At 33.8% G+C, this 24544-nt stretch carries 23 protein-coding genes and 1 pseudogene; 21 read left to right on the forward strand and 3 right to left on the reverse strand.

Annotated elements, in window-relative coordinates:
* Positions 1 to 102, reverse strand: a pseudogene (locus tag IEW44_RS14080) (SulP family inorganic anion transporter); the annotation flags it as partial.
* A gap of 93 nt (positions 103 to 195) precedes the next feature.
* On the opposite strand from IEW44_RS14080, the gene IEW44_RS14085 reads away from it, so the two are divergent.
* The 7 genes from IEW44_RS14085 (at position 196) to IEW44_RS14115 (ending at position 9239) form a co-directional block, all read left to right on the forward strand.
* A complete protein-coding gene (locus IEW44_RS14085; protein WP_188615702.1) occupies positions 196 to 741 on the forward strand; it encodes a recombinase family protein in 546 nt (181 codons plus the stop codon).
* A 24-nt stretch (positions 742 to 765) separates the two neighbouring features.
* A complete protein-coding gene (locus tag IEW44_RS14090) occupies positions 766 to 1554 on the forward strand; it encodes a MerR family transcriptional regulator (protein WP_188615703.1) in 789 nt (262 codons plus the stop codon).
* A gap of 51 nt (positions 1555 to 1605) precedes the next feature.
* A complete protein-coding gene (locus IEW44_RS14095) occupies positions 1606 to 2964 on the forward strand; it encodes a dihydrolipoyl dehydrogenase family protein (RefSeq protein ID WP_188615704.1) in 1359 nt (452 codons plus the stop codon).
* Between the two features lie 599 nt (positions 2965 to 3563).
* The gene (locus tag IEW44_RS14100) at positions 3564 to 4526 is read left to right on the forward strand and encodes a hypothetical protein (protein WP_188615705.1); all 963 of its coding nucleotides are present in this window, start codon (positions 3564 to 3566) and stop codon (positions 4524 to 4526) included.
* A complete protein-coding gene (locus IEW44_RS14105; protein WP_188615706.1) occupies positions 4523 to 6184 on the forward strand; it encodes a hypothetical protein in 1662 nt (553 codons plus the stop codon). The genes IEW44_RS14100 and IEW44_RS14105 overlap by 4 nt, the downstream gene beginning before the upstream one ends.
* Before the next feature lie 284 nt (positions 6185 to 6468).
* Positions 6469 to 7548 (forward strand): DNA cytosine methyltransferase, encoded by a 1080-nt coding sequence (locus IEW44_RS14110; protein WP_188615707.1) that lies wholly within the window; start codon positions 6469 to 6471, stop codon positions 7546 to 7548.
* 1055 nt (positions 7549 to 8603) lie between these two features.
* Positions 8604 to 9239: a hypothetical protein gene (locus IEW44_RS14115; protein WP_188615708.1), complete on the forward strand. Its 636-nt coding sequence runs from the start codon at positions 8604 to 8606 to the stop codon at positions 9237 to 9239.
* 225 nt (positions 9240 to 9464) lie between these two features.
* Here the strand turns inward: IEW44_RS14115 and IEW44_RS14120 are convergent, their stop codons facing one another.
* Positions 9465 to 9872: a hypothetical protein gene (locus IEW44_RS14120; protein WP_188615709.1), complete on the reverse strand. Its 408-nt coding sequence runs from the start codon at positions 9870 to 9872 to the stop codon at positions 9465 to 9467.
* Positions 9873 to 9992: 120 nt separating this feature from the next.
* Entirely contained in the window at positions 9993 to 10403 is a 411-nt protein-coding gene (locus IEW44_RS14125; RefSeq protein ID WP_188615710.1) for a GNAT family N-acetyltransferase, read from the reverse strand.
* A 307-nt stretch (positions 10404 to 10710) separates the two neighbouring features.
* On the opposite strand from IEW44_RS14125, the gene IEW44_RS14130 reads away from it, so the two are divergent.
* The 14 genes from IEW44_RS14130 (at position 10711) to IEW44_RS14195 (ending at position 24527) form a co-directional block, all read left to right on the forward strand.
* A complete protein-coding gene (locus tag IEW44_RS14130; protein ID WP_188615711.1) occupies positions 10711 to 11364 on the forward strand; it encodes an ABC transporter ATP-binding protein in 654 nt (217 codons plus the stop codon).
* Between the two features lie 32 nt (positions 11365 to 11396).
* Positions 11397 to 13358, forward strand: a complete 1962-nt coding sequence (locus IEW44_RS14135; protein WP_188615712.1) for a bacteriocin-associated integral membrane family protein — start codon at positions 11397 to 11399, stop codon at positions 13356 to 13358.
* Between the two features lie 29 nt (positions 13359 to 13387).
* On the forward strand, positions 13388 to 13744 hold the full coding sequence (locus IEW44_RS14140; protein WP_188615713.1) for a hypothetical protein: 357 nt from the start codon (positions 13388 to 13390) through the stop codon (positions 13742 to 13744).
* Positions 13745 to 13960: 216 nt separating this feature from the next.
* Positions 13961 to 14596 (forward strand): TetR/AcrR family transcriptional regulator, encoded by a 636-nt coding sequence (locus IEW44_RS14145; protein WP_188615714.1) that lies wholly within the window; start codon positions 13961 to 13963, stop codon positions 14594 to 14596.
* Positions 14597 to 14692: 96 nt separating this feature from the next.
* On the forward strand, positions 14693 to 17005 hold the full coding sequence (locus tag IEW44_RS14150) for an ABC transporter permease (protein WP_188615715.1): 2313 nt from the start codon (positions 14693 to 14695) through the stop codon (positions 17003 to 17005).
* A gap of 4 nt (positions 17006 to 17009) precedes the next feature.
* Positions 17010 to 17768 (forward strand): ABC transporter ATP-binding protein, encoded by a 759-nt coding sequence (locus tag IEW44_RS14155; RefSeq protein ID WP_188615716.1) that lies wholly within the window; start codon positions 17010 to 17012, stop codon positions 17766 to 17768.
* A 212-nt stretch (positions 17769 to 17980) separates the two neighbouring features.
* Entirely contained in the window at positions 17981 to 19177 is a 1197-nt protein-coding gene (locus IEW44_RS14160) for an NAD(P)/FAD-dependent oxidoreductase (RefSeq protein WP_188615717.1), read from the forward strand.
* 13 nt (positions 19178 to 19190) lie between these two features.
* Positions 19191 to 19757, forward strand: a complete 567-nt coding sequence (locus tag IEW44_RS15935; protein WP_229704260.1) for a helical membrane plugin domain-containing protein — start codon at positions 19191 to 19193, stop codon at positions 19755 to 19757.
* Positions 19758 to 19822: 65 nt separating this feature from the next.
* Positions 19823 to 20842: a PAS domain-containing sensor histidine kinase gene (locus IEW44_RS14170; RefSeq protein WP_188615718.1), complete on the forward strand. Its 1020-nt coding sequence runs from the start codon at positions 19823 to 19825 to the stop codon at positions 20840 to 20842.
* On the forward strand, positions 20843 to 21475 hold the full coding sequence (locus IEW44_RS14175; protein WP_188615719.1) for a response regulator: 633 nt from the start codon (positions 20843 to 20845) through the stop codon (positions 21473 to 21475).
* A gap of 156 nt (positions 21476 to 21631) precedes the next feature.
* On the forward strand, positions 21632 to 22003 hold the full coding sequence (locus tag IEW44_RS14180; protein WP_188615720.1) for a GntR family transcriptional regulator: 372 nt from the start codon (positions 21632 to 21634) through the stop codon (positions 22001 to 22003).
* 5 nt (positions 22004 to 22008) lie between these two features.
* Positions 22009 to 22872 (forward strand): ABC transporter ATP-binding protein, encoded by an 864-nt coding sequence (locus IEW44_RS14185; protein ID WP_188615721.1) that lies wholly within the window; start codon positions 22009 to 22011, stop codon positions 22870 to 22872.
* A gap of 181 nt (positions 22873 to 23053) precedes the next feature.
* Complete coding sequence (locus tag IEW44_RS14190) at positions 23054 to 23923, forward strand: ABC transporter ATP-binding protein (RefSeq protein ID WP_188615722.1); 870 nt, start codon at positions 23054 to 23056, stop codon at positions 23921 to 23923.
* On the forward strand, positions 23916 to 24527 hold the full coding sequence (locus IEW44_RS14195) for an ABC-2 transporter permease (protein ID WP_188615723.1): 612 nt from the start codon (positions 23916 to 23918) through the stop codon (positions 24525 to 24527). The genes IEW44_RS14190 and IEW44_RS14195 overlap by 8 nt, the downstream gene beginning before the upstream one ends.
* Positions 24528 to 24544 lie beyond the last annotated feature (17 nt).

Below are 24544 nucleotides of genomic sequence, written 5' to 3' on the forward strand. Positions count from 1 at the left end.
GGAGAACGCTATTGCTTCTGGTATAAGGGCTAAGGCAACTACAATACCTGATAGCACATCACCACGTACATTCCCAAACCATTGTTGTTGTAAAGTTTGCATACTAATCTCCTTATCTTAAATAAAATTTCTCGTTCATCATAACATAACTTTCCCAAAAAGGAACCATTATAGGAATAATAGGAGTGAATAAAAATGTTATACGGCTATCAAAGGCCTTTATATGATGACCCAGATATGTTAGTACAATCAGATGTATTACAAAAGAGTGATAGGATTTTTAAAGAGATGCATGGTCAAGCAAAAAAGCGTCATGCGTTAGAAGAGTTATTGTTGGAAATGAAAGCAGGCGATATTCTTCAAGTGTCTCGCTTTTTTGCATTAGCTGATACAACGAGACACCTTGAAGAATTACTGAAAATCTGCGCTTATGATGGTGTCACAATTCATTTTATAGAAGACGATATGACATCAGTAGAGTTACTAGAAAAGCCTTTGTTAGATGTGCTAAATCGCTTTTTAGAATTTCAAAGTGATATTATCAAACAATCCACCATGTTAGGTATGATGCAAGCAAAAGAGAAAGGTAAAGTACTAGGGAGACCAAGAAAAGCAGATGAAAATGTGAAACGAGCGATTGCGATGTATCAAACGGGCCAACATACGTTGTTTGATATTAAGAATGAAACAGGGATTAGTAAGTCCACGCTTTATCGTTATTTAGAATTGTTAGATGACTAATTTACTTGAAGGAGGGAATTAGTGATGAAAGAACCAATGTTTTATAAAACTGGTGATATAGCTAAGTTTAACAATGTGAGCTCAGATACTGTTCGTTATTATGATAAGCATAATCTAGTAAGACCTTCTTTTTCGGACACCAATGGTTATCGTTATTATACGTTATATGAAGCATTAAAGTTTAATCTTGTGACAGCATTAAGAGAAACAAATATAAGTGTTGAAAATATTCAACAGTTTTTAAATGCATTAACAATAGAAAATTTAATTCAAACTATGGATACTCAAGAGGAATACTTAAAAATACAACAACAAGAAATTCAAAGAAAGTTAACATATCTTTCTATTATTAAAGATACACTAAGTAATCAAAAATCAGATGAAAAAATAATTCACTTTACAAATTTTTCTTTTTATATGTATGAAATGAAAGTAAAAGAAGAATATGGATCATTACCAAACATGAAAGAAGCTTGTTTAGATGATGAATTCTGGACGAGAACATCGATTTTAGGAACAGTGTATAAGAAGCAAGAGGAGTTAGGGAGTATAGTCGAGTGTCCCATTTGTTTTAATTATATAGGTAGTGATAATAAAATGATTCAATCTTATAATTTTAAAAATGCGATACGTTATCGTACTTTTGATATAGGTATGAGTATAAAAAATATTTGGAAAGAGGCTCAAGAGTTTGCAGAGAAAAAAGGATTAGTTATAGATACACAATGTGTAAAAATTTTTAATATATTAACAAAAGAAGATAAGCCAACCACTTATCAAGATATTTATTTCAATTGTGAGCTTGACTCTTGAGTAACTCCATACTTTACTATGATTTTTAGAGTAAGGAAGGAGAATTAAAATATGGAGTCATTTGATATTATTATTATAGGAGCAGGTGCTGCAGGATTGAATGCGGCTTTTTCTGCTGTAGAAAATGGAAAGAAGACAGTTTTAATTGATAAGTATAGACCTGGAGGAGAGTGTACGTGGTCAGGCTGTATTCCTAGTAAGGCATTTCTTCAAATTGCAAAAGAATACCAACAAGTGAAGAAGCATACGCCAGCTGTAGAAATTAATACAGCTCTTATTATGGATACTGTAAGAGAACGTGTTCAAGTAGCACATGTTAATGAATCTGTAGAAAAGATACAAGAAAATGGCATATATTATATTTGTGGTCATGCAGAAATTCAAACAAACAACAGCGTAAAAGTTAATGATGAAATAGTATATGGCGACTCTATTATTATTGCTACTGGTTCACACGCTCGCATACCTACGATTTCGGGTTTACAAGACATAGAGTATTTAACTAATGAAAATTTCTTTCAACAAAAGGAGTTACCAACCTCATTATTAGTTATTGGTGGCGGGCCTATAGGTATTGAATTGGCTCAAGCAAGTAGCCGTTTAGGTGTAGAGGTTATTGTTGTCGAACGTAATCCTAGAATTCTCATGCAAGAGGAAGAAGTTACATCGGAATTAATACAGCACACAGTAGAATATGAAGGGGTGGAAGTACATACAAGTGCAAGAGTAGAAACAATAGAAACACAATCATCAGGTATCGTATGTACAATTATAAATTCTTCTGGTGATAAAATAATACGACAAGTGCATAAAGTATTGCTGGCAACAGGTAGGGAGCCGAACAGCTTTAATATTGGCTTAAAGAATGTAGGAATAGAAAAAGTTGATGAATATATAAAAGTTGATGAATGTTTTCAAACATCTATTCCAAACATTTACGCAGTAGGTGATGTGATAGGAACCTATTTATTTTCACATGCTGCAGGTTATCAAGCTAGAGAATTAATAAAATATATTTGTAGTGCTGGTAATCATAAAATTAAGCATTTGGATCATACAAATATAACATGGTCAACATTTACAGAACCAGAAGTTGCTAGATTGGGTTTGACAGAGGTCAAAGCAAGTGAAATATATTCAAACATACAAGTGTTATACTTGTCTTACAAAGAACTAGATCGCGCGATTGTAGATGACAAAACTACTGGATTTGCAAAAGTGATTTGTGACTCAAAAGGTTATATAGTGGGAGCGACTATTGTTGGAGAAAGAGCTAGCGAGTTATTAAGCGAATTGCAGTTAGCGCGAATGGAGGGTATTCCTATTCAAAATATAAAAAATACTATTCACTCTTATCCTAGTTATAGTGAACTAATTTATTTACTTAGTACAAATTATAGTCTTGTGTAGAGCTCACATTATTTTTTATAAATATTAATGATGATAAAATTGTCGTATGCTACACCTTTACCTTAATATCGATACTTTAATTTTTGTACATCTACTAACTTAAAATATAAAAAGCTGGTACTAAGTAACCTAGTACCAGCAAGAAAAGTCCTCAAGTCGCCAAGAAAAAAGTATGTTGCGAAAACACTCAACCCACGTTGAGTGCGTATCGTTGCTACAAAGAGAAACTATATAGAAATCCTTAGTTTTAAACACTTTCACAAGCATTTCGTGTTTGTCGATGAAGGTGAAAAAACGAGAAATAAAGTACTGAAAAACCACATTACCGTTTCAGTGGTAATTGATCTGGTATGTGGGAACACAAGGGAATATTAATAAAGTAATTTGTAAAGTATTAAATTCGGTAACTATGAGTAATTAAATCATGGTTACCTTTTTTACTTTGAACTATAAAATTATATTGGTATTTTTGTAGGTATTAAAGTTTGAAAAAGGATATGTTAAGTGATTGAAAGGGGATAATTGGTATAACTTTTATTGATATAAAAATTCCAATAGATTACGATAGCTATATAATAACTATCTGAGGTGGAGTTCATATGTCCGATTTTGAAAATGGTGGTGCATTTGCTATAAAAGGATTCAACTTTCAAAAAGCTGCCATTACTTTTATAGCAATTAAAAATTTCAATAAACCAGATTTTCATATTTTAGTTGAAGCAAGAGATGATTTTGAGGTTAAATTTAATGGTTATGATGCATACATTCAGGTAAAGAGTCAAAAATTAAGTTTAAATAAACTATTAAATAGTAAAGATGGAAAATCAATACTAGAGAAAAATTTAAGTAATGGAAACGAAAATTCCCATTATAAAATTTTTGTTAAATCATTTGCGGAGACTGATGTGAAAAAAATGCTTTTAAACTCTGAAGGTAATATTTGTGATCCACTTTACTCATACAGCGATGAACAAAAACAAACTATATTAAATAAGTTAAAAGGAAGTAGTGATATTGAAAGTTTTGAGAAGAAATTATTGTCAAGCTATATTTATATGCTTCCTTTTGAGGATAGATTAATAGATGCGATACCCGTATTGCTAGGTCAAATGGCGTTAAAAGAAATAGATGTTAGTCAGAAGAGAGGGCAAATTGCGATTAATGAACTTTTTACCCTTATTGATCAAAAGAGTGAATATGTCGTTCAGAGTGATGAAGATTACATCAAAAAGAAAATCTTAAAAGAAGATTTACAAGAAATTTTTAAATTAACTTCAACTCTAGACTTTTTTGATTCTATACTTTCATCAACCTCTTATTCTGTTTTTTGGAAAAAGAAGATTAAACAAGAGCAATTGAAAATAATCCATGCATATATCACCGAGAAAGAAATTGCAAAACGAGAATTAAGCAACATTGATGTTCTCAGTACGGCAGAAGAAGAATTAATTAATATAGCAATGGAAAAATGTAATTGTGATGTAACATTTAATACATTAGGTGAATTTACTAAAAAAGCGATTATCATTGAAGTATTAGCAGAAATGAGTGAGAAAGTATGATTATAGAAAGAATAATTATATTAGATTATGAAAATAAAGTAGCAAATGAATTTGAATTTTCAAAAGGGCCTAATATTATTACAAGTGATGGAACTACTGTAGGGAAATCAAGTTTAACGAAATCACTTTACTATGCATTAGGGTTTGAAATTAAACAGTTCCCGCATGGTTGGGATGTTAAGACAATGAGATTTCGGATAGATATATTAATTAATGGACTATCCTATTCTATTATTAGAAATAATTCCTTATTTTACGTTTCAGACAATGAGGGAGTTTTAAATCTTAAGGAATTTTCAGAATGGCTTCAAGAAAAATTATCCTTAAATATGAAATTGAAGTTACGAGGAGCAAGTACTAAAGAATTATCAAGTGTTTATTCTACAGAAATTTTAGCTCCATTTTATCTAGATCAGGATAAATCCTGGAATGGATATATATTTAAAAACTCCTCTGATTCATTAGGTAGATATTCGAACATTCCAAGTGATTTATTGGAGTATGTATTAGGAATATCTAATGAAAAAATATTAGAAAAAGAGAATGAAAAAAGTATAAAGCGAAAACTAATTAAAGATAATGAGTCGAAAATTGAGGTACTAAATACATTGCAAGAAGAGTATGCCGATAAAACGGAAATGTTAGATTCTTCACCATTTGATATAGAAGAATTAGAAGTAGCATTTAGAAGTAATCTTAATAGATTAAGTAATATTACTAATGAAATCTCTACAAGGAAGAGGAAACTATTTACTAATAAGTCAGAAAAGGATTTAATATATCAAGACAATATTGAGCTGAAGAAGGTAATGGCTATTAATAAAAAAGCCTATAAAGAAGTTGCGTTAGAATGTGTTCATTGCCACTCAAAGTTAACATTAGAGCAATCTTTAACTAGACTTAAATTAAATAATAATTTATTTGAAATACAACATTTATATGATCAAAATGAGAAAGAAATTGAAAAGTTACAAATGGATATAGAAAATCTACAAGACGAAATTGTCGAATTAAATCATAGTTATAATATTGCTATTAGACAAAAAAAGGAAATACAAAAAGTTATAAGTCTTCAAAAATATATTGATTTAGAATCAAAGAGATTGGCAAATGAGGAGTTTTTAAAAACAATATACGAGCTAAATATATATAAAAATGAATTGGAAAGTATAGTGAAAGAAATAAATAAAGAAATTAGATTATTAAAGAAAAAACAACAAGAGAGAAAATCCGATATTAGAAAAAGATACTTTGAAATTCTAAGTGATATTAATCTTCGGTTTGGAAGTGCAAAACTAAATGAAATAGAATTCTTCGATTTCAGAGAAGTCAAAGGTAGTGGAATGGATAATAATAAAACTTTATTAGCTTTATACTTAACCTATATGAAGTTAGTTTCCGAATATGGAGTATATACTATTCCTTTTGGTATTGATTCATTTGTTAAAAATGAAATTGACAAAGAAACTGTAAGAATTACCTTTAAAGAAGTAGAAAGATATTTCCTTTCGATTCCTACTCAAACATTTTTTGTTACTATATCTGAAAATCTGGAGTATCTAACTGACTTGGAAAATTACCATGTCATAAAGTTAACTAAACCAATCCTAAAAAAAGAGAATTACAAGAAACTATTTAGCTTAGTTGATAATGTATAATTCAACGTTATAATTTAATTCAAAGGTTAATTCCCATAAATCATCTATTAATCTTTATTATTTAAATTGTCAATCAGGTAGAAATCTTTAGGGGATTGTCATTGAAGTAATACAATTTTGTATTCTTATTTACTTATGTTATTGGTTTCCATTGCATCACTCCAATATTGTGTACAATTGTGGTTAATCAAGTTTATTTATAATATATTTAAAAATAGTAAGGCGTCATTTCATGAATTGCATGAATGGCGTTTTTTTTATGGAATCATTTAGAGGTGGTACTTATGCAGAATATAGGTTTCAAGAATAATTTAACTCTAGGAAGTTTATTTGATGGTATTGGTGTATTTCCATTAACTGCTTCTCGTTATGGAATTCAACCAATATGGGCAAGTGAAATTGAAAAAGCCCCCATATCTATTACGAAACGACATTTTCCTAACATGATTCATTTTGGAGATATTACTAAAGTAAATGGTGGAAAAATTCCACCTGTTCATATCATTACATTCGGTTCACCTTGTCAGAACTTATCTAATATCGGAAAACGAGAAGGTCTTACTGGAAGTCAATCCAGTTTATTTTATCATGCAATACGAATTATAGAAGAAATGAGGTGTGCAACGAATGGAACATATCCAGTTATCGCTGTTTGGGAAAACGTCATGGGAGCTTTTTCATCAAATAACAGGATGGATTTTCAGACCGTGCTTGAATCGTTCACAAATACCAAAATTCCAATGCCTAATTCTAAGGTCTGGGCAAACGCTGGAATGGTCCGAGGGAATGATGTTGATATCGTCTGGCGATTGTTGGATGCCCGATATTGGGGAGAGCCCACACTCGCTCAAAGAAGAAGACGTATCTTTCTCGTGGCAGATTTTGGAGAATCACGTGCCACAGAAATATTATTTAAAGCCCGCGATTTGCAGTCGGTTTTTACGTCTTGCGGGGAAGGCAGGACATCCTCCACCGCAGCCAGTCGAAGATCTTTTGAAAAAGCAAGGAGGAAAATACCCGTCGTCCGTCCCTTTCAAGAAAGACGTATGCGAAGTACAGCCAAAGAAAAAAATGAAAAAGGGTTTCATGGAAGTTTCGGAAGAACAGGAGATCCTTTCCCCACTTTACTCGCAGGATCCGTAAATTATTTTACATTTTGGTACGAAGGAGAAGAAGGAAAGGGATTTATTCATCAACTTACACCATTAGAATGTGAACGCTTGATGGGATTACTAGAGGGATGGACAGCTCTTGGAAATGAAAATGAATCGATAAGTGATCATACTAGATATAAAGCAATTGGAAATACGATTGCGGTACCATGCGCGGAATATATTATGGCTGGTATTGCAGAAGTTTTATAAGTAAGCGAATGAACGTGTGACAAATTTTATCTGTCATATTCTTTTGTCTAAAACAAGGGAGAGTGTGATTTCTTTGGAGGAAAATGAAGAACAATTGAGGGGTTATTTAACAATTTTTTGTTAATTTAGGGAGTTTTATTCAAAATCTAGAAACATATGATTAGCTATTATTAAACAAGTTGATAACATGAAAATTCTTTTATTAGCAATAAACCTGATTGTTTATGATAAAAGTTGTTGAAGATCCTTTATTGAGTGGGAATAAATCACTAGAAGTATTTGAAGTGAAAACGTTAATTTGACTGTATTTCAATGGTACGTAAAATGGATAAAATAATTAAAAATGAATAGGTTCTCCGTCAAGATTCCACCAGAGGAAATGGAGAAAAATGAGGGATACTGTGTAAAAACAGTATCTCTTTTTTATTCATTATTTTTTGTAGTCACTGTTTATGAGTTATTTTACCAAATGGATACTTTTTTTAGCTGTGACTAAGCGTAGGAATGGTAGAAAATTATAACATTATTTATGCTAATCTGCCATGGTGATATTGACAAATAAAGAATAAAAGATGGAGAGAAGTTTATGAATTACATAAAATAACTATTCGATTTTGTACAATTAATCTCATGCATGTGGAGTATGTATCGTGGTTGTGAAGGTAAGTAGGGATAATTAAAGGATTTATATAATAATGATTCATTGTTTTTTTACGAAACACTATTATGCTCCTATATATTATTAACTTACTACTATCTTTGGGTTGGATTCGGAGAGTTACTTTCATCAGGAATGTTAGTAAGATAGCTTAATTTAAGTTATATTTAAACTAATCAACATCGATAATTACGCCCAGGTTGATTATATATATCAGAGTGTATTATATCACTCTAAATGCAAAATTTAAGCAGTCTAGTTTGAAGAAATACTTAGTGGTAAATAGCATGAAAAACGAGTAAGTAAAAATCGAAGAAAATTTAGTGTAGAAAGATAATGATTTTAGAAAAACAAAAACATTTTTAGGAATATAGATGCTAAAGCATGGAGGGATATTATGTCTGATACTTTGATAGCGGCATTTTTGGGTGCTATAATTACTTTAATAGGTCAAATATCTACGGTATACATTTCTAACTTTAAAGAAAATTTAAAGTTTAAACAAAAAGAATTTCAATCAAAGCGGGATAACCTAAGCGAAGTGTATCAAGCTTTAATTTCCGCAATCAATTCTTATCCTAATGAATCACCAGCTGATGTTCTAGGCAATATTAAACATGGTCCTGGTTATTCATTTGAAAGGTTTGAAACTACATTAAAATCGTTAGATTTTCAAATTGAAGATTATAGAAGTCAGTTAAATAATCTCAAAAATAGCTATGAACAAAAAAATGATATTGAATTGAAAATATCAAATCGAGAATATGCCAAAAAGAGGATAATTGAAATTCAAGATGAATATTTCAAGGCACGGGATAATTACAAGTCCTTTTCTGAATCTGGTAAATCTATTTTTACTCTTTATGCGGGACAAGATGTTAGAAATGCTCTTGTTAGCTTCGAAGTGATTATACATAATGTATTCATCTCAGGCTATCCTGCTAGAGAAGGAAATGATCCTTTAGAAAATAACATCGACATAGCTCGTAACAACTTAATTGATAGTATTAGGAATGATTTGGGTAATAAATAGAAATTTATAAAAATGGTTAGTAATGGTAAAAATATTGGAGTTATACTCCATAAGGGGCAACATAACAATTGTTGAAAAGGTCGCAAAACAGTAATTCTATTCACTCAACTCACGTAGAAAATAGAGCGTAAAGTTGAGGCTGGGACATAAATAGTTTTCAGCCGAATAAAAGAGAAATGGAGTGCGCTCCACTTCTCTTTTTTCATGTTTTCAAAATAGTTTTAGTTAATTACTTAGTTCTTGAAGTTTTGATTGAATTTCTTTAAATAGGATAAAATCTTCTGCGGTTTCAAATTCGTTCACAGGTATCTTTTCAATCTCATTTAATAAGCCTTTAATACGAGCTTTTACTTTATTAATGCCTTGAACTGTTACAGTTGAATTATCTAGTTGGCTATTCGAACTGTGTAGAGTAGGAAGTAAGCGATACGTTTTATTTACTTTTTCTAAAACGGCATTATCATTCTCATGGGCTCTATGAATTAAACCACTACATTGATTTGCATTGATACCAGGAAAATTATTTTCTAACAAACCTTTTAAGTCTTTATATAATAATTCTTCACCCACAACTAATGTATGTAAGAAAAAAGTATTTGCCTCTGATTGAGATACTGAAATTGTGGCAGCCATAAATAACATCTCCTTTTGATGGATACCAATAGTATAACCTATAAACTTATTTATTTCTAATTCTAAAATTAATTTTAATTTTAGAATTAGAATGTTATTTTATGTTTCTTGTATATCTTATTAATCTAACTTAGCAAAAGATACTAAGGAACCCTTGTCACATGAAATAAATCCATTTTTTTCGTAAAAATGACGAACGTCTGGAGCTTCTTCTGTTAACAAAACTTTCTGTCGTACTTTTTTGTACTTATTAAGAACCTGTTGCATAAGTAATGTAGCAATCCCTTTATTTTGATGTGTAGACAAAACTAATATATCTTGAATATAAATGATCGTTAATCCATCACCAACAATGCGAACTAATCCAAGTAGTGTTTCATTTTGCCAAACTGAAAACACATCTAATGACTGCAGACAGGCCTGTTGTAATAAGTCTAAATCTTTTGTATAAGCGAACCATTCTACATCTTCATATAATGCCTGTAATTGGCTAGTCGAAATATTTTTATCCTCTTTTATTATAAAATCCATATTTGTCCTCCTTGAATGTTATTTATAGCAATTTTTTCATAACTTCATCATAAGAAAACCACCTTTTCTTAAGTCAAAGTCATTGTAATTGAAAATTTCAGAATTTACAATCGGTGATAAATGAATCTGATAATTCTATGCAAAAAAAGTTCTTAACAGTGTACCGTATACTTGAATAGGTTATACTGTAAATATCCTATTACTGTATTTTTATATTTAAAAAACCATAAATACATAATTATAGTTTATTGTATTACGTGTGTGAAAGTAATTTACGAATAGCAAGTGTAAAAAGGGGATGGTAAAGATGATTCGAGCAGAAGGTGTATCAGTTTTTATTGGTAAAAAAGAAGTGGTGAGTGATGTTACGCTAACTTGCAAAGCAGGTGAGATGACAGCTTTAATAGGGCCTAGCGGTTGTGGCAAGACAACATTATTACATGCTTTAGGGCTATTATTACCTGTGAATAAAGGAGCTATTTTTTATAAAGAGCATAATTATACGAAGGCAAGTACCTCTCAGATTAAACGTTTTTGGCAACAAGAAGTTGCTTTTATTCTTCAAGATTATGGAATAATGGATGAAGAATCGGTGGGATTTAATGTTACGATGCAAAAAGATTTGTTTGGGAAAAAGGTAAAGGGAGATCTGGCACGTTTACGAGATGTTCTTGAACAAACAGGATTGAGTAATAGGGAGCAAGAGTTGGCAAGTTATTTAAGTGGAGGGGAAAAACAGCGGTTAGCGCTGGCAAGGGCAATCTACAAAAATGCAAAAGTGCTTTATGCAGATGAGCCAACGGCATCTTTAGATGCTAAAAATAGAGAAAAAATTATTGCATTATTTCGTGATTTTGCGAATAAGGGCTATACGGTAATTATTTCTACGCATGATGCAGCGTTGATTGAGGCATGTGATGTTTGTTATGAAGTGCAAAGTAATCGTATCGCACGCAAATAAGGCTTTGATTCTGAAGTAAGGAGCATATCACGATGTATAAAAAAGTTATAGTTATAACAGCTAGTGTTTTATTTTCTTTATTAACATTGTTAGCCATTATCATTATGGACTTACATGATCGTGACTTCCCTCAAGACCTCGATGTTGAAAGTAAAGTTACCTTAGACTTTACTAATTCACCACTCACAATAGATGAGTCGTTTGAGCTGTTAGAAAAAGAAAATAAAAGGTTGGCACTAGGTTTACTAAAAATTGTACCAAACTTAGAAGATAAAACCCAAGGTAAGTTGTTTGTGGATTTATCAGAGGACATTAAAGAACAAGAGTTTACCTGGTTTAATCATGAACGTGGCGTAATCGTAGGAAAAGAACGGCTAGCACATTCTTATCCAGACGGAGAGTATTACATTAGACATGCTAATAAAAATGAGCAGTTTAAAGAAACGTTACATAAAAACGGGGTAGAAGTTGTTTTAAGAGAGCCATCAATATTTTACACATTATTATTTGTACTGTTTGAAAGTGGATTCACAATAGCAATTATAGCTTCTATTATTTTAATGACAACATTATCACTGTTATGGCTAGCGATAAAGGCAAAGGGACGGGCATTGAGAGTGCTAAATGGCGTGCCTACAAGTCGTATTCAAATACAAGACTTATCAGGCTTCATTGCGCTATTACTGTTAGCTTCAAGTATCATTTTAATAGGGTCTATTCTCTATATTGGTATTTTTCATCAGTGGATGTATTTAGGTATTTTTCTTGTAATATCATTAGCCTTACAACTGATTGTACTAGTGACCACGGTTTTATTCACAATCATTATGTCACTATTAACATGGCCTAAAGCTTGGATGCTAGCTACGAGACAACCTGCAATTAAAAATTTGCGTTTAGTGACCACCGCTTTACAATTGCTTACCTTTATTTTAGTGGTAATACTAGCGAATGCAGCATGGCATGCCTATCAAAATTCAAAACAAGTTGCGTTAGAGATGCAGCAATGGAATCAATTATCCGATCAAGTGGCTTTAGAGTTTGCCACGGATTTAGATGGCATGCGTTTAGTAGAGTCTCATATTGAAAATGTAATCCGAGAGATGGAAGAAGATTATCATGTACTGCTTTCTTATACGTTATCAAAGGACATGGGTTTTGCAGAAGACTTTGGTGAATATGAGTATGTTTCGTTCGTTAATCAAGGTTGGTTAGACACACTTGGCGTCGAGGAAAATCAGTTAACAGAGATAAATAAAGAGGCTTTATCACATACTATAGTGAAAAGTATAGATGAGAATTTGGAAATATGGTTTAAAGAAGGCAATCAAGCTAATATGTCACAAGAGATTACATTTATGACACCTAGCAATGAGCAGGCAATAGCTGTGTCTGTAGGTGGGGGTGGTGAGCAATTAGTTTTCACGGATAATGTACTATTGGTGATATTGCCGTCCATCTCTACGTTATATAGTGAATCTTCTTTGACATCAATGGTTTCGGGTAAGAATATTACCTTCACGGGTGCTATCGCTACACAAAGAGAATTGCAAAATCAAAATCTTGATGCTAAAGGGCTTCGTCAAGCAGGAGTTACAGGCGAAATTAATGTCGTTTATATTGCGGAAAATGGTATGTTACAAGCACAATATGCCGCTTATATGGCGTGGTTACGAAATTTATCACTCATATCCATCTTACTTTCATTTACTATTGTTACAGCAATGAATGCTTTCATTACAGCGCTGATTCATGCAAAGAAAAACTTTATTTTAAGATTGTCAGGTGAGCGTTGGCTTTATATTTGTAAAGATAAGCTAATGCGAGAATTTTTGGTAGGTGCTATCATCATAGTTATTACTCTTGCCGTTTATCCAAATAGGAGTGTGCCTGTCGTTTTGCTAATAGCGTTCTATGGCATTGTTGTTACGCTACTCAGTCATTTCGTTAGTATCAAATGGTGTTTTAATCAAGTGAAAGAACGAAAATTATAAATAATAATGTATATGAAAAGAGGTTACTTATGTCAAAGAGAAATAAAATAATAGTAGGTGTAGTGGCGCTTGTAGGTCTTTTTTTAGTGTTTAGCGTAGTAAATGGTTTGTTCTTTTCAACAACAAAGGATGCGCATCCGCCATGTGATCAATTACCAACACTTGATGAGGTGAAAACATCACTTGACAATAACGAAGCGTTCATTCAAGAGATTGAGAGTCAAGGTACGGATATTGTAGTGGAAGCAGCAAATATTTGTGAAAAAGAATCTAATAAAGGGCTAGTAGTAGTAAGATATCATACGAAAGAAGATCATGACAACATCAGTAAGTTGCTGACAAAAAGAGAAGGGTTTGGTGTGCCGATTTATCTGGAGAAAAAATAAGTGCTTGTTAGTACGAAAAGTGTGTTAGATGGCATTAACTTTTTTGAAGTGTTAGACCGAGATAGGCGGTCTAACCTTTTTTTATTGCCCTACTACACGTTTGCAAGTTTATAGATTATTGTATGTAAAAATAACATCATAAATTAGATTGACTAAGGCAAAAGTAATATGCTAATCTTTTATAGACAGACAGTCGGTCTAAATGGAGTGATAGAAATGAGAATAGTAAAAAAAGCTGAGGATCGTAAAAATGAAATATTAAATGCTGCTGATGAACTTTTTGGGCAAAAAGGGTTTGATGGCACAAGTACAAATGACATTTTAGAGAAGGTAGGGATTGCAAGAGGCACATTGTATCATCATTTCCCTTCAAAAGAAGATATTATGGATGGTTTAATTGCTCGTTATCAAATGCGTCTTATAGAGACAGCACAAGCGATTGCTTCTGAGAAAAGCGTGCCTGTTTTAGCACGTATTATACAGGTCGTAATGTCACTAAATTTGGAGGGCGAGAGTAGTGAAGAGGTAATGGAGCATATCCATCAGCCTCAAAATGCCTTAATGCATCAAAAAATACAGCAAGTAATAATCGCTCATTTGCCCCCTATTTTAACAACGCTAATTGAAGAGGGGATCGAACAACAATTATTCAATACGCCAGTACCTTATGAGTGTATGGAGATGGTCGTTATTTACGCAACAACGGTATTTGATGGCGATATGGTGTTATTAAATGAGCAAGAACGTTTATCAAGAATGATCGCTTTTATTGAAAATGTGGAGCGCATGTTAGGCGCTAAAAGTGGTAGTTTAATGGGCACCTTGCAAATGTTTGGTGTGGAGGCTGACTAATGATAACGTAGCGATTCAACATGTTTAATATATCTTTATCAAAAGATAACTAAAGTTTGGCGAGAATGTCATAACAACAAATAACAGAGGTGACGTATGTTTAGCAGGATTATTTTAAATGATATGTTGAAAAGCAAACTAACTACATTGATAACAACGATATTTATAGCGATTGCAGCGATGCTTGTGGCATTGTCAGCGATTTTGATGGTCAATCTTTCAGGCGCAATTGACACATTAATGCGAGAAGCGAAAACGCCACATTTTATGCAGATGCATGCAGGTGAGATTGACCAGACACGGCTTGAAGCATTTGCGTCAAGTCATGATTATGTGGAAGATTTCCAAATTAATGAATTTTTAAATATTGAAGGTGCTAAAATTACGATAAATGGTACATCATTAGCACATAGTGTACAAGACAATGGCGTGAGTAAACAAGGTCAAACCTTTGACTATTTATTAGATATTAATGGTAAGCGAATTGATGTTCATGATGGTGAAATTTATTTGCCAGTGAGTTATATGAAAGAAGAAGTAGCGATTGGCGACCAAGTTATTATTCAGAATAAAGCATTTACAGTTCAAGGCTTCTTAAGAGACTCTCAAATGAATTCACTTTTGGCATCTTCTAAACGATTTTTAGTAAGTGATCAGGATTACAATGCCTTGCAGTCGGTAGGTAATGTAGAGTATTTGATTGAATTTAGATTACAACAACTTGAACAACTGAGCACACTTGAGAATGATTATATTACTGCAGGGCTTGAGGCAAATGGTCCAACCATTACATATCCTCTTTTTAAAACATTAAATGCTATTTCAGATGGCTTAATGATTGCTCTTATCTTACTTGTCAGTGTACTCATAGTAGTGATTTCCTTATTATGTATTCGCTTTACATTGTTGGCCAAAATGGAAGAAGATTATCGTGAAATAGGTGTTTTAAAAGCGATAGGACTACGTGTGGCCGATATTAAGAAAATCTATATAGCAAAGTACAGTGTGATTACATTAGTAGGAGCTAGTATAGGTGTTGTATTAGCCTATATGTGCAAAGACTTGTTGCTTGAAAATATTAAATTATACATGGGAGAAAGTGAAAATACAGCACTAGCTATAGGATTAGGTATGGTAGGCGTTGGCGTCTTATGTATCATCATTATGGGGTATATTTACTTGGTATTGGGGCGCTTTAAAAAAATAGCGGTAACAGAAGCCATTCAATTTGGTACAGCTCAAGAGAAGTCTATCAGCACAAAGCATTTTACTTTAGCGGCGAATAAATGGTTGCCTACTAATGTGTTTTTAGGGCTTAAAGATGTGATGACACGTAAGCGACTCTACTTCACAATGCTTATTGTTTTAGTAATTACGACATTTATTATGATTGTGCCTCAAAATTTGTATCATACGATTTCGTCAAAAGATTTTACCACATATATGGGAATAGGCAATAGTGATATGCGTATTGATATTCAACAAACAGCAGAGATTAAAACTAAAGCAAATCAAATGGTCAAAGCGCTAGCAAATGATGATGATGTTCAAGCCTATAATGTATTGGCTACAAAAACATATTATGTACAACAAGATCAACAGAAAAAACGAATCAAGGTAGAATTAGGTGACCACACGTTATTCCCTGTAACCTATGCACAGGGTAATGCACCTAAGGAGACAAATGAGATTGCGCTCTCTGTAATGAATGCAGACGAATTAAACAAAAAAGTGGGCGATAAGATAACGCTTATCGTTGATGATGAGGCCAAGCCGTTTGTGGTGAGCGGCATTTATTCAGATATTACAAATGGAGGTAAGACAGCTAAGGCGACATTTACTACTTCGTCAGAAGATATGATGTGGTACGTCATTAATGTAACATTTAAGGCAAATCCGGCATTAAACGCCAAAGTTAAAGAATATGCTGACCAATTCAGCTATGCTAAAGTTTCTCATATTGATGAGTATATTCAACAATCGTATGGCCCAACAATTGCGTCAATTGAAAAGGCAGCGTTTATAGCTATTGTGGTAGCTTTGTTGATTGCTATGTTAATTGTATTTTTGTTTATTAAAATGTTAACAGCTAAAGATCGTTATACGATTGCAGTAATGAAGTCATTTGGATTTACGAACGCAGATATTACAAAACAATACATGTCACGCGCACTATTTGTAGCAATAATCAGTGTCATCATAGGTACAATCGCTGCAAATACATTAGGCGAAAGTATAGTAGGCGCAGTCATTGGTACATTTGGCGCAACTGCCTTTACTTTTACAATCCAGCCATTGTCAGCCTATGTGTTAAGCCCTCTTATGCTCATTTGTGCAGTGCTAGTAGCTACAATTATAGGGGCATCTTATGCAGGTCGAATCAAAATCTCTCAGTATATGAAGGAGTAAACTAATGAAAAATATAATTACTGCGCAAAACATCATAAAAAAATTTGGTGTAGGTGATGAGGAGCAAGTTGTACTACGTGATATATCACTTACTATACAAGCAGGGGAATTTGTTGCGATTATGGGGCCGTCTGGTTCTGGCAAATCTACATTAATGCATGCCTTGAGTGGGATGGATAAAGTAACGGAAGGACAAGTGACTTTTGACGGTAAAGTGTTAGCTCTTTTAAAAGAAAATGAGTTGGCTGATTTACGTAGAAATAAGATGGGCTTTATTTTTCAGCAACCGACATTATTAAAAAACATAAATGTGTTAGATAATATTATATTACCTGCTATGCGTGATAAACGAAAACATCGCTCAACTATTATCAAAAAGGCACAGGAATTAATGGAGCGCACAGGCATTTCAGGATTAGAGAAGCGTGATATTACACAAATGTCTGGCGGACAACTACAACGTGCTGGAATTTGTCGTGCATTATTAAGTAACCCTAAAGTGATTTTCGGAGATGAGCCAACAGGCGCGCTTAATTCAAAGTCGGCTAAAGAAATTATGAACATCATCACACAAATCAATCAAAATGGCACGACCGTCATGCTCGTAACCCATGACGCCCAAGTTGCAGCAAAGACAGAGCGCATATTATTTATGCGTGATGGTCAAATCGCAACAGAAATGACGTTGCCACGATACAATGGTCAAGATTTACATGAACGGATAGATAAAGTAACAGCCATTATGAAGGAACTGGGGATATAAATTACTAACACTATAAATTAGAAATCAACGTATAAAAGCAGTAAACGATATGTGAGAGTTACTGCTTTTATACAAGGTATAGGTATAAAAAATAGTTAAGTTTGTGAACGCTATCAAATTAAAGATGAGGGAATACCCTAATAGGCAGCAACCGATTAATCTCCTATGATAAATGTAGTTGGTACAACAACATTTTGAGGAGGCTTTTTTTTATGACAACGAAAAATACAACGATTGCAATTGTTGGGGCAGGCACAGCAGGTATTACGATGGCGGCTCAATTATTGCGTAAAGCACCTTATTTAAAAAATCAAATTCTGATTATAGATCCAGCCGATAAACATTATTATCAACCATTCTTCACATTAGTAGGTGGAGGCGATGCAAAACTAGAAGATAATGTGCGTCCACAGCAAGAGGTTGTGCCAGAGGGCGCGACGTTATTAGCGGAGGCTGTTGCCACTTTTCGTCCAGATGAAAATGAAGTAACAACGGTTGAAGGCACAGTTGTACACTATGACTATTTAATGGTAGCCGCTGGTATTCAATTAGATTGGGATAAGGTTAAAGGACTAAAAGAAACGTTAGGTAAAAATGGTGTGTGCAGTAATTACCATCAAGATTATGTAGAGAGTACTTGGGAGGCAATGCAAGCTGTAAATGGCGGACGAGCTATTTTTACACAGCCTTCTACGCCAGTGAAGTGTGCAGGTGCGCCGCAAAAAATTATGTACCTTGCTGATGAGCATTTTAGAAGAGCGGGTGTACGTGACAAGACGACGATTGAATTTATTTCAGGTATGGATGATTTATTCCCTGTGAAACGTTACTATCCTGTATTAAAAGAATTAGTGAAAGAGAAGCATATTGAAGAAACCTACTTCATGGATTTAGTGGAGATTGATGGCAAAGCACAAAAGGCGACGTTTAAACATATTGAAACAGGCGAAACGATTACAAGAGGCTTTGATATGATTCATGTTACGCCACCTATGTCAGCACCTAATTTTATTAAAGAAAGCCCTATTGCGAATGAGGCAGGCTGGGTAGACTTAGATATGTATACATTGCGTCATACGAAGTATGAGAATATTTTTGGAGCAGGCGATTGTACAAGTTTACCGACTTCTCGTACAGGTGCAGCTATTCGTAAGCAAGCACCAGTAGCTGTTGATAATTTACTTGCACATAAAAATAAGAAAGCCATGACAGCACGTTATGATGGTTACTCGTCTTGTCCTGTAGTGACAGGTTATAACACAGTGATGTTAGCTGAGTTTATTTATGGTTATGAAGCGCAAGAATCATTCCCTATTGACCAGCGTAAACAGCGTCATAGCATGCATATGTTAAAGAAAAATGTATTACCTATGATGTATTGGAATGGCATGCTAAAAGGCACAATGTAAAGGAGGAAATAAGGTGGCTGAACAAACTAAAGAACTTGCAGATGTAATGTTAAAGTTAGAAGATGAAGCGCAAATTGCTTCATTACAATATTTAGTCGAAAAATTACCAACTTTCGTTGAAACGTTAAAAGTAGCAGAAGATAAACTCGACTTTATCACCTCTTCCTTACAAGATGAACAATCCTTGAAGGTCATAGCTAATGATGTGGAAGAAAAAATAGAACGCTTGCACCTAACAGAGCAACACGTAAACGCTATGATGGATTTAATGCAGTTATTGCCACGCCTCACACCACTAGTGCAGCAACTTGATAACATCGCGGCTTTTGCTGAAAGTGTGTGGAGTGATAAGCGTACGGTAGACCAACTCCTAACAACAACAAAGGAAACTGTGAATTTATATTTGCCATTAGACCAAGGTCAGGAAATTTTAACAGCAACAAAAGAAGAGTTTGCACGTACTAAAAATAATGCACCTATTTCGGTATTTGGCTTAATGAAGATGATTAAAGACCCTGTCGTGCAAGATGGACTTAAAATGATGCAAGCATTTTTAACAACGATGAATAAATATCGTTAATAATGGAGTGGCGAAACGCGTTTTCGTCGCTCTTTTTTTGTACACTAGAAGAAGGGGGTGACAGTATGAACTATGCTGAACAGCTATTTCACCATCTGCAAGATGGCATTATTATTATGGATACGAAGCGTGAAATTAAAAAGATTAATCAAGCTGCCCAAAAACTTATGGGATGGCGGGTAGGTGATGTTGTGCCTTACTGTGCCTATTGTGAGTCTCGTCCGTTACAATTACACGAAGAACGTTGCTATCTCATTGCCAATCAAGGAAAAGTCCCTTATTTTGAATCTAAACTACCAAGAGTAGGCGAGTATTTAATTAATGTCGAAATGAGTAATGCTTTAATTTATGAGGCGGATGATACACAAGAGAAGCACTATTTACTAGTAATTCGAGACCGCACAATAAAAGAACAACAAGAGAAGGCAAGGTTATCTAAGAAGATGTTACAACATTTAACCGAAGCAAAAGAAGCTGAACATAAGCGATTAAGTCAAGAATTACATGATGGGGTAGGTCAGTCTTTGTACAGTGTAGCCATTGCAATGGATAATTTATCACTCGTCATAGAAGATGAAGCACTCCACGCGTATATAAAAGAGGTGAGAGATGAAGTAGGTAAGGCGATGGCAGATGTTAAATTTTACTCTCAATCCTTGCGACCTAAAAGTTTAGACCAACTTGGCTTAATACCAACTGTTGAAAACTTAATTGAATCATTGCGTAAAAAAAGAACAGATTTAACGATTACATTACACACAAATTGTTATGAGCGTTTAACTGCGGTAGCTGAAATTAATATTTACCGTGTTGTACAAGAAGCTCTTCATAATATTATGAAATATGCAGAGGCACAGCAAGTTACCATTACATTTGAAAAAGATCGTTTTGGCTTACGTATTTGTATAGAAGACGATGGCATTGGCTTTGATGTGGAGGCTAAACGAGAAGGATTAGGCTTATTGCATATGGGGGAGCGCATTTCACAATTGAAAGGTGAAACAATGATACAGTCCATTTTAGGTGAAGGCACAAAAATTAATGCTTACATTCCAAAGAATGAATGGCTACGAGAAGGTGAGTAAGTGAAACTATTAATTGTAGATGATCATTTATTAATTCGTAAAGGTGTAAGGTTATTGCTTGAAAAAATACCATCTGTTCATGAGATTATTGAAGCGGATAATGGTACAGCAGCCATTACATTAGCGCAACAACAGCAACCAGCCATTATTTTATTAGATTTATCGATGCCAGGAGGCTTAGATGGTTTTACTGTAGCTAAAAGTTTACAAGCTACAGTGCCACAAGCTAAAATTATTGTGCTCACAATGCATGATGAAGAAGCGTATATTAAACAAGCCTTACAACTCAATATTGCGGGTTATTTGTTGAAAAATAGTGAAGAGAATGAGCTAGAAGAAGCGATACAAACCGTGAGCAACGGTCAATCTTTTTACCGAACGAAAATGCCAACAGAAGTGTTGCTTAAATTAAAAAGAAACGCTGCAACATCTGTTTTAACACCACGTGAAACAGAAGTATTAAGCCTTGTAGGACAAGGCTATACGAATCGACAAGTGGGTGAGCAGCTCCATATTAGCACAAAGACTGTAGAACGCCATAAAGCTAATATGATGCATAAGTTACAATTAAAAGAGACGCATGAGTTAATTCAATATAGCATACGTAATCACTATGTTGACGTTAAAAAGTAACATGAGACAACCTGCTAAGCTATTGGTAGGTTGTTTTTATATTGTGGATTGGCAAGTAAAGTGCAGTGTGCTTAGTGAATATATGAGCTATATCAGCTATACTAATAAAATAAACAATGACAAGTTACGCAAGTCCTCAAAAAAGGGGGGAGTAAGATGGAAATTATTATTTCAAATAGTTCCAAAGAGCCAATTTACGAACAAATATACAAACAAATACAAGCTAAAATTTTAACGGGTGAGTTAACAGAGGGCACGCCTTTACCTTCAATTCGACAGTTAGCAAAAGATTTACATATTAGCGTAATTACAACAAAACGTGCATATGAAGAACTTGAAAAAGCGGGCTTTATTTATTTAATTGTTGGCAAAGGTTCCTTTGTGGCAGAGCAAAACATGAGTGTCATTCGAGAGAAAAAACTGCGTGTAATAGAGGAGCAGTTACAAGACGTCATTGCTAATAGTAAAGAGATTGGATTACCTTATGAGGAATTACAAGCATTATTAAAGTTGCTTTATGAGGAGTGAGTAAGATGGAAAATGTGATTGAGTTTCACAACGTTTCCAAGAAATTTGCCTCTTTTGAGATTGACCAACTCAACTTAAAAGTGAAAAAAGGCTACATAACAGGCTTTATTGGCACAAATGGTGCGGGCAAATCAACGATTATTAAAATGATAATGAACATACTACAACCTGATACAGGGGATGTGCATGTATTTGGCTTACAACAGCCACAAGCAGAAAAGGTTATTAAAAGTCGCCTTGGTTTTGTTTATGACCAAAATATCTTTTATCCATGGCTAAATTTGCAAGAGATACAGAAAATGATTGCGCCTACTTATCCCACATGGGACCAAGCTACGTTCTTACATTATGTGGAGCAGTTTGAGTTGCCGATGAAGAAGGCAATAAAACATTTTTCTAAAGGTATGCAGACAAAGGCATCACTTGCGATCGCGTTATCTCACCACGCAGAGCTATTAATTATGGATGAACCAACAGCCGGCTTGGACCCTGCTTTTCGTATGGAGTTAATGGCTATTTTTCAACAAGTTATGGTAGAGGAAGGGAGAAGTATCTTTTTCTCCACCCATACTACGAGTGATTTAGAGCGTTATGCCGATTATATTGTTGTATTAGACCAAGGCAAAATACTTTTACATGCACCAACAGATGAAATTTTACAAAATTACGTCGTGGTGAAAGGGAGTAATACATTATTAGATCGAGATACTAAAGCGCATTTTATTCATATTATTCAAGAGACACACACATTCAGAGCATTAGCTAGCTGTAAAAGAGAAATAGCCGATATATTTGGAGAGCATGTTGTGATGGAGAATATTTCATTAGATGAGCTTATCTTTTATTTAAAAGCAGCACAACGACAATAACAATAAATTTGAAGTAAACAAGTGGCAAAGAGAAAGGTCAGTTTTCTCTTTACCACTTGTTTTATTGATTATATGTATATTCGGCAAATGTAACAGACTAGCTATATTTTTTATTGCAGCTATTGTTAATATAGTATATAGTGTATATAAAGTATATATACTATTATTAGGAGGTAGTCATATGAAAAATATTGTAGCTTTTAAAAATGTGACAAAATCATTTAATGGCTTTGCTATAAAAAATATGAACTTAACAATTAAAAAAGGAGAGATCACAGGGTTTATAGGAGCAAACGGTGCAGGTAAGTCAACAACGATTAAATTGATCATGAATTTGTTGCAGCCAGATACAGGAGAGGTTACAGTGTTTGGTCAACAATATGCCCACCATGAGAAGGCGATAAAAGAACGTATTGGTTTCGTTTATGATAACAATATTTTTTATAAGGATTTACATATAAAAGATATAAGAAGGATTGTTGCACCTGCTTATCAAAGTTGGGATAATGAATTATTTAATCAGTATATTAAATTATTTGAGTTACCAACGAACAAGGCCGTTCAAACTTTTTCAAAAGGCATGCAAATGAAAGTATCATTAGCCATGGCATTATCCCACAAGGCAGAATTTATTTTAATGGACGAGCCAACAGCCGGTTTGGACCCTGTGTTTCGTAGAGAATTATTAGATATTTTACAGGAGATAGTGAGCGACGGTGAGAGGAGTATTTTCTTCTCCACCCATATTACAAGCGATTTGGAGCGTATTGCAGACCGTGTGGCATTTATACAAAAAGGCGAATTATTATTTACAGATACGAAGGCGAATATTATGCAAAATTATGCACTTGTTAAAGGCTCTACTTCTCTATTGAATGACGAAGTAAATACGTGCTTTATAAGCATTAGGCAACAAGGCAATCATTTTGAAGCGCTAACAGGTCATACAGAGAAGGTCGCACAGTTATTAGGGCACCAAGTCCAGCTTGAGAAAGTATCATTAGAAGATATTATTTTTTATGCTAAAGGAGGAAAAGCTCTCTATGTATAATTTGATGATAAAAGACTTAATTATTCAAAAGAAACAGCTGTATTTATTTATCCCTTTCATTGTATTTTATGCTTTCTTTGGTCAACATATGAGCCCGAGCTTTATTTTTTTAATGGCAAGTTTGTATATTCCGCTAAATAGTTATATTTATGAAGAGCAAGTCGATGCCAATGTATTATTAAATTCTTTACCTTATACACGTAAAGAAATTGTTGTGGCAAAGTATATGGGAGCTATTATTTATATGGTGATGGCAGTTGCGGTAACAAGTGTAATTTTATATGTGGCAAGATTCCCTTTTACCTGGCAAGATATTGCTCTTGCAGTAGGTATGTTCTTTATTTTTAGTGCCGTTGCCTTTCCCTTGTTTTATATCTTAAAACCAGGTTATATTGGTGCAGTTATGATTATTGGATTGATTGTGTTAGCGAGTATGGGGCCTATAGTTTTTCGTTTTTTATCGCAGTATTTGCCGGCAATTTCAAATTTCATTACCCAAACGCCACAACCTATACTATATGGACTTGGTGCTATTATTTCGATAATTTTATATGTCATTTCATGGTTAACAAGTCATACAGTATACCAACGCAAAGTATTTTAAACCCATTAAGTAACCCA

The organism is Lysinibacillus alkalisoli (assembly GCF_014643595.1).
GTDB classification, from domain to species: Bacteria; Bacillota; Bacilli; order Bacillales_A; family Planococcaceae; genus Metalysinibacillus; species Metalysinibacillus alkalisoli.

Bases quoted from the DNA above. Each gene is read 5' to 3' on its own strand.
- IEW44_RS14085 (WP_188615702.1), top strand. From the start codon at position 196: ATGTTATACGGCTATCAAAGGCCTTTATATGATGACCCAGATATGTTA.
- IEW44_RS14090 (WP_188615703.1), top strand. From the start codon at position 766: ATGAAAGAACCAATGTTTTATAAAACTGGTGATATAGCTAAGTTTAAC.
- IEW44_RS14095 (WP_188615704.1), top strand. From the start codon at position 1,606: ATGGAGTCATTTGATATTATTATTATAGGAGCAGGTGCTGCAGGATTG.
- IEW44_RS14100 (WP_188615705.1), top strand. From the start codon at position 3,564: ATGTCCGATTTTGAAAATGGTGGTGCATTTGCTATAAAAGGATTCAAC.
- IEW44_RS14105 (WP_188615706.1), top strand. From the start codon at position 4,523: ATGATTATAGAAAGAATAATTATATTAGATTATGAAAATAAAGTAGCA.
- IEW44_RS14110 (WP_188615707.1), top strand. From the start codon at position 6,469: ATGCAGAATATAGGTTTCAAGAATAATTTAACTCTAGGAAGTTTATTT.
- IEW44_RS14115 (WP_188615708.1), top strand. From the start codon at position 8,604: ATGTCTGATACTTTGATAGCGGCATTTTTGGGTGCTATAATTACTTTA.
- IEW44_RS14120 (WP_188615709.1), bottom strand. From the start codon at position 9,872: ATGGCTGCCACAATTTCAGTATCTCAATCAGAGGCAAATACTTTTTTC.
- IEW44_RS14125 (WP_188615710.1), bottom strand. From the start codon at position 10,403: ATGGATTTTATAATAAAAGAGGATAAAAATATTTCGACTAGCCAATTA.
- IEW44_RS14130 (WP_188615711.1), top strand. From the start codon at position 10,711: ATGATTCGAGCAGAAGGTGTATCAGTTTTTATTGGTAAAAAAGAAGTG.
- IEW44_RS14135 (WP_188615712.1), top strand. From the start codon at position 11,397: ATGTATAAAAAAGTTATAGTTATAACAGCTAGTGTTTTATTTTCTTTA.
- IEW44_RS14140 (WP_188615713.1), top strand. From the start codon at position 13,388: ATGTCAAAGAGAAATAAAATAATAGTAGGTGTAGTGGCGCTTGTAGGT.
- IEW44_RS14145 (WP_188615714.1), top strand. From the start codon at position 13,961: ATGAGAATAGTAAAAAAAGCTGAGGATCGTAAAAATGAAATATTAAAT.
- IEW44_RS14150 (WP_188615715.1), top strand. From the start codon at position 14,693: ATGTTTAGCAGGATTATTTTAAATGATATGTTGAAAAGCAAACTAACT.
- IEW44_RS14155 (WP_188615716.1), top strand. From the start codon at position 17,010: ATGAAAAATATAATTACTGCGCAAAACATCATAAAAAAATTTGGTGTA.
- IEW44_RS14160 (WP_188615717.1), top strand. From the start codon at position 17,981: ATGACAACGAAAAATACAACGATTGCAATTGTTGGGGCAGGCACAGCA.
- IEW44_RS14170 (WP_188615718.1), top strand. From the start codon at position 19,823: ATGAACTATGCTGAACAGCTATTTCACCATCTGCAAGATGGCATTATT.
- IEW44_RS14180 (WP_188615720.1), top strand. From the start codon at position 21,632: ATGGAAATTATTATTTCAAATAGTTCCAAAGAGCCAATTTACGAACAA.
- IEW44_RS14185 (WP_188615721.1), top strand. From the start codon at position 22,009: ATGGAAAATGTGATTGAGTTTCACAACGTTTCCAAGAAATTTGCCTCT.
- IEW44_RS14190 (WP_188615722.1), top strand. From the start codon at position 23,054: ATGAAAAATATTGTAGCTTTTAAAAATGTGACAAAATCATTTAATGGC.
- IEW44_RS14195 (WP_188615723.1), top strand. From the start codon at position 23,916: ATGTATAATTTGATGATAAAAGACTTAATTATTCAAAAGAAACAGCTG.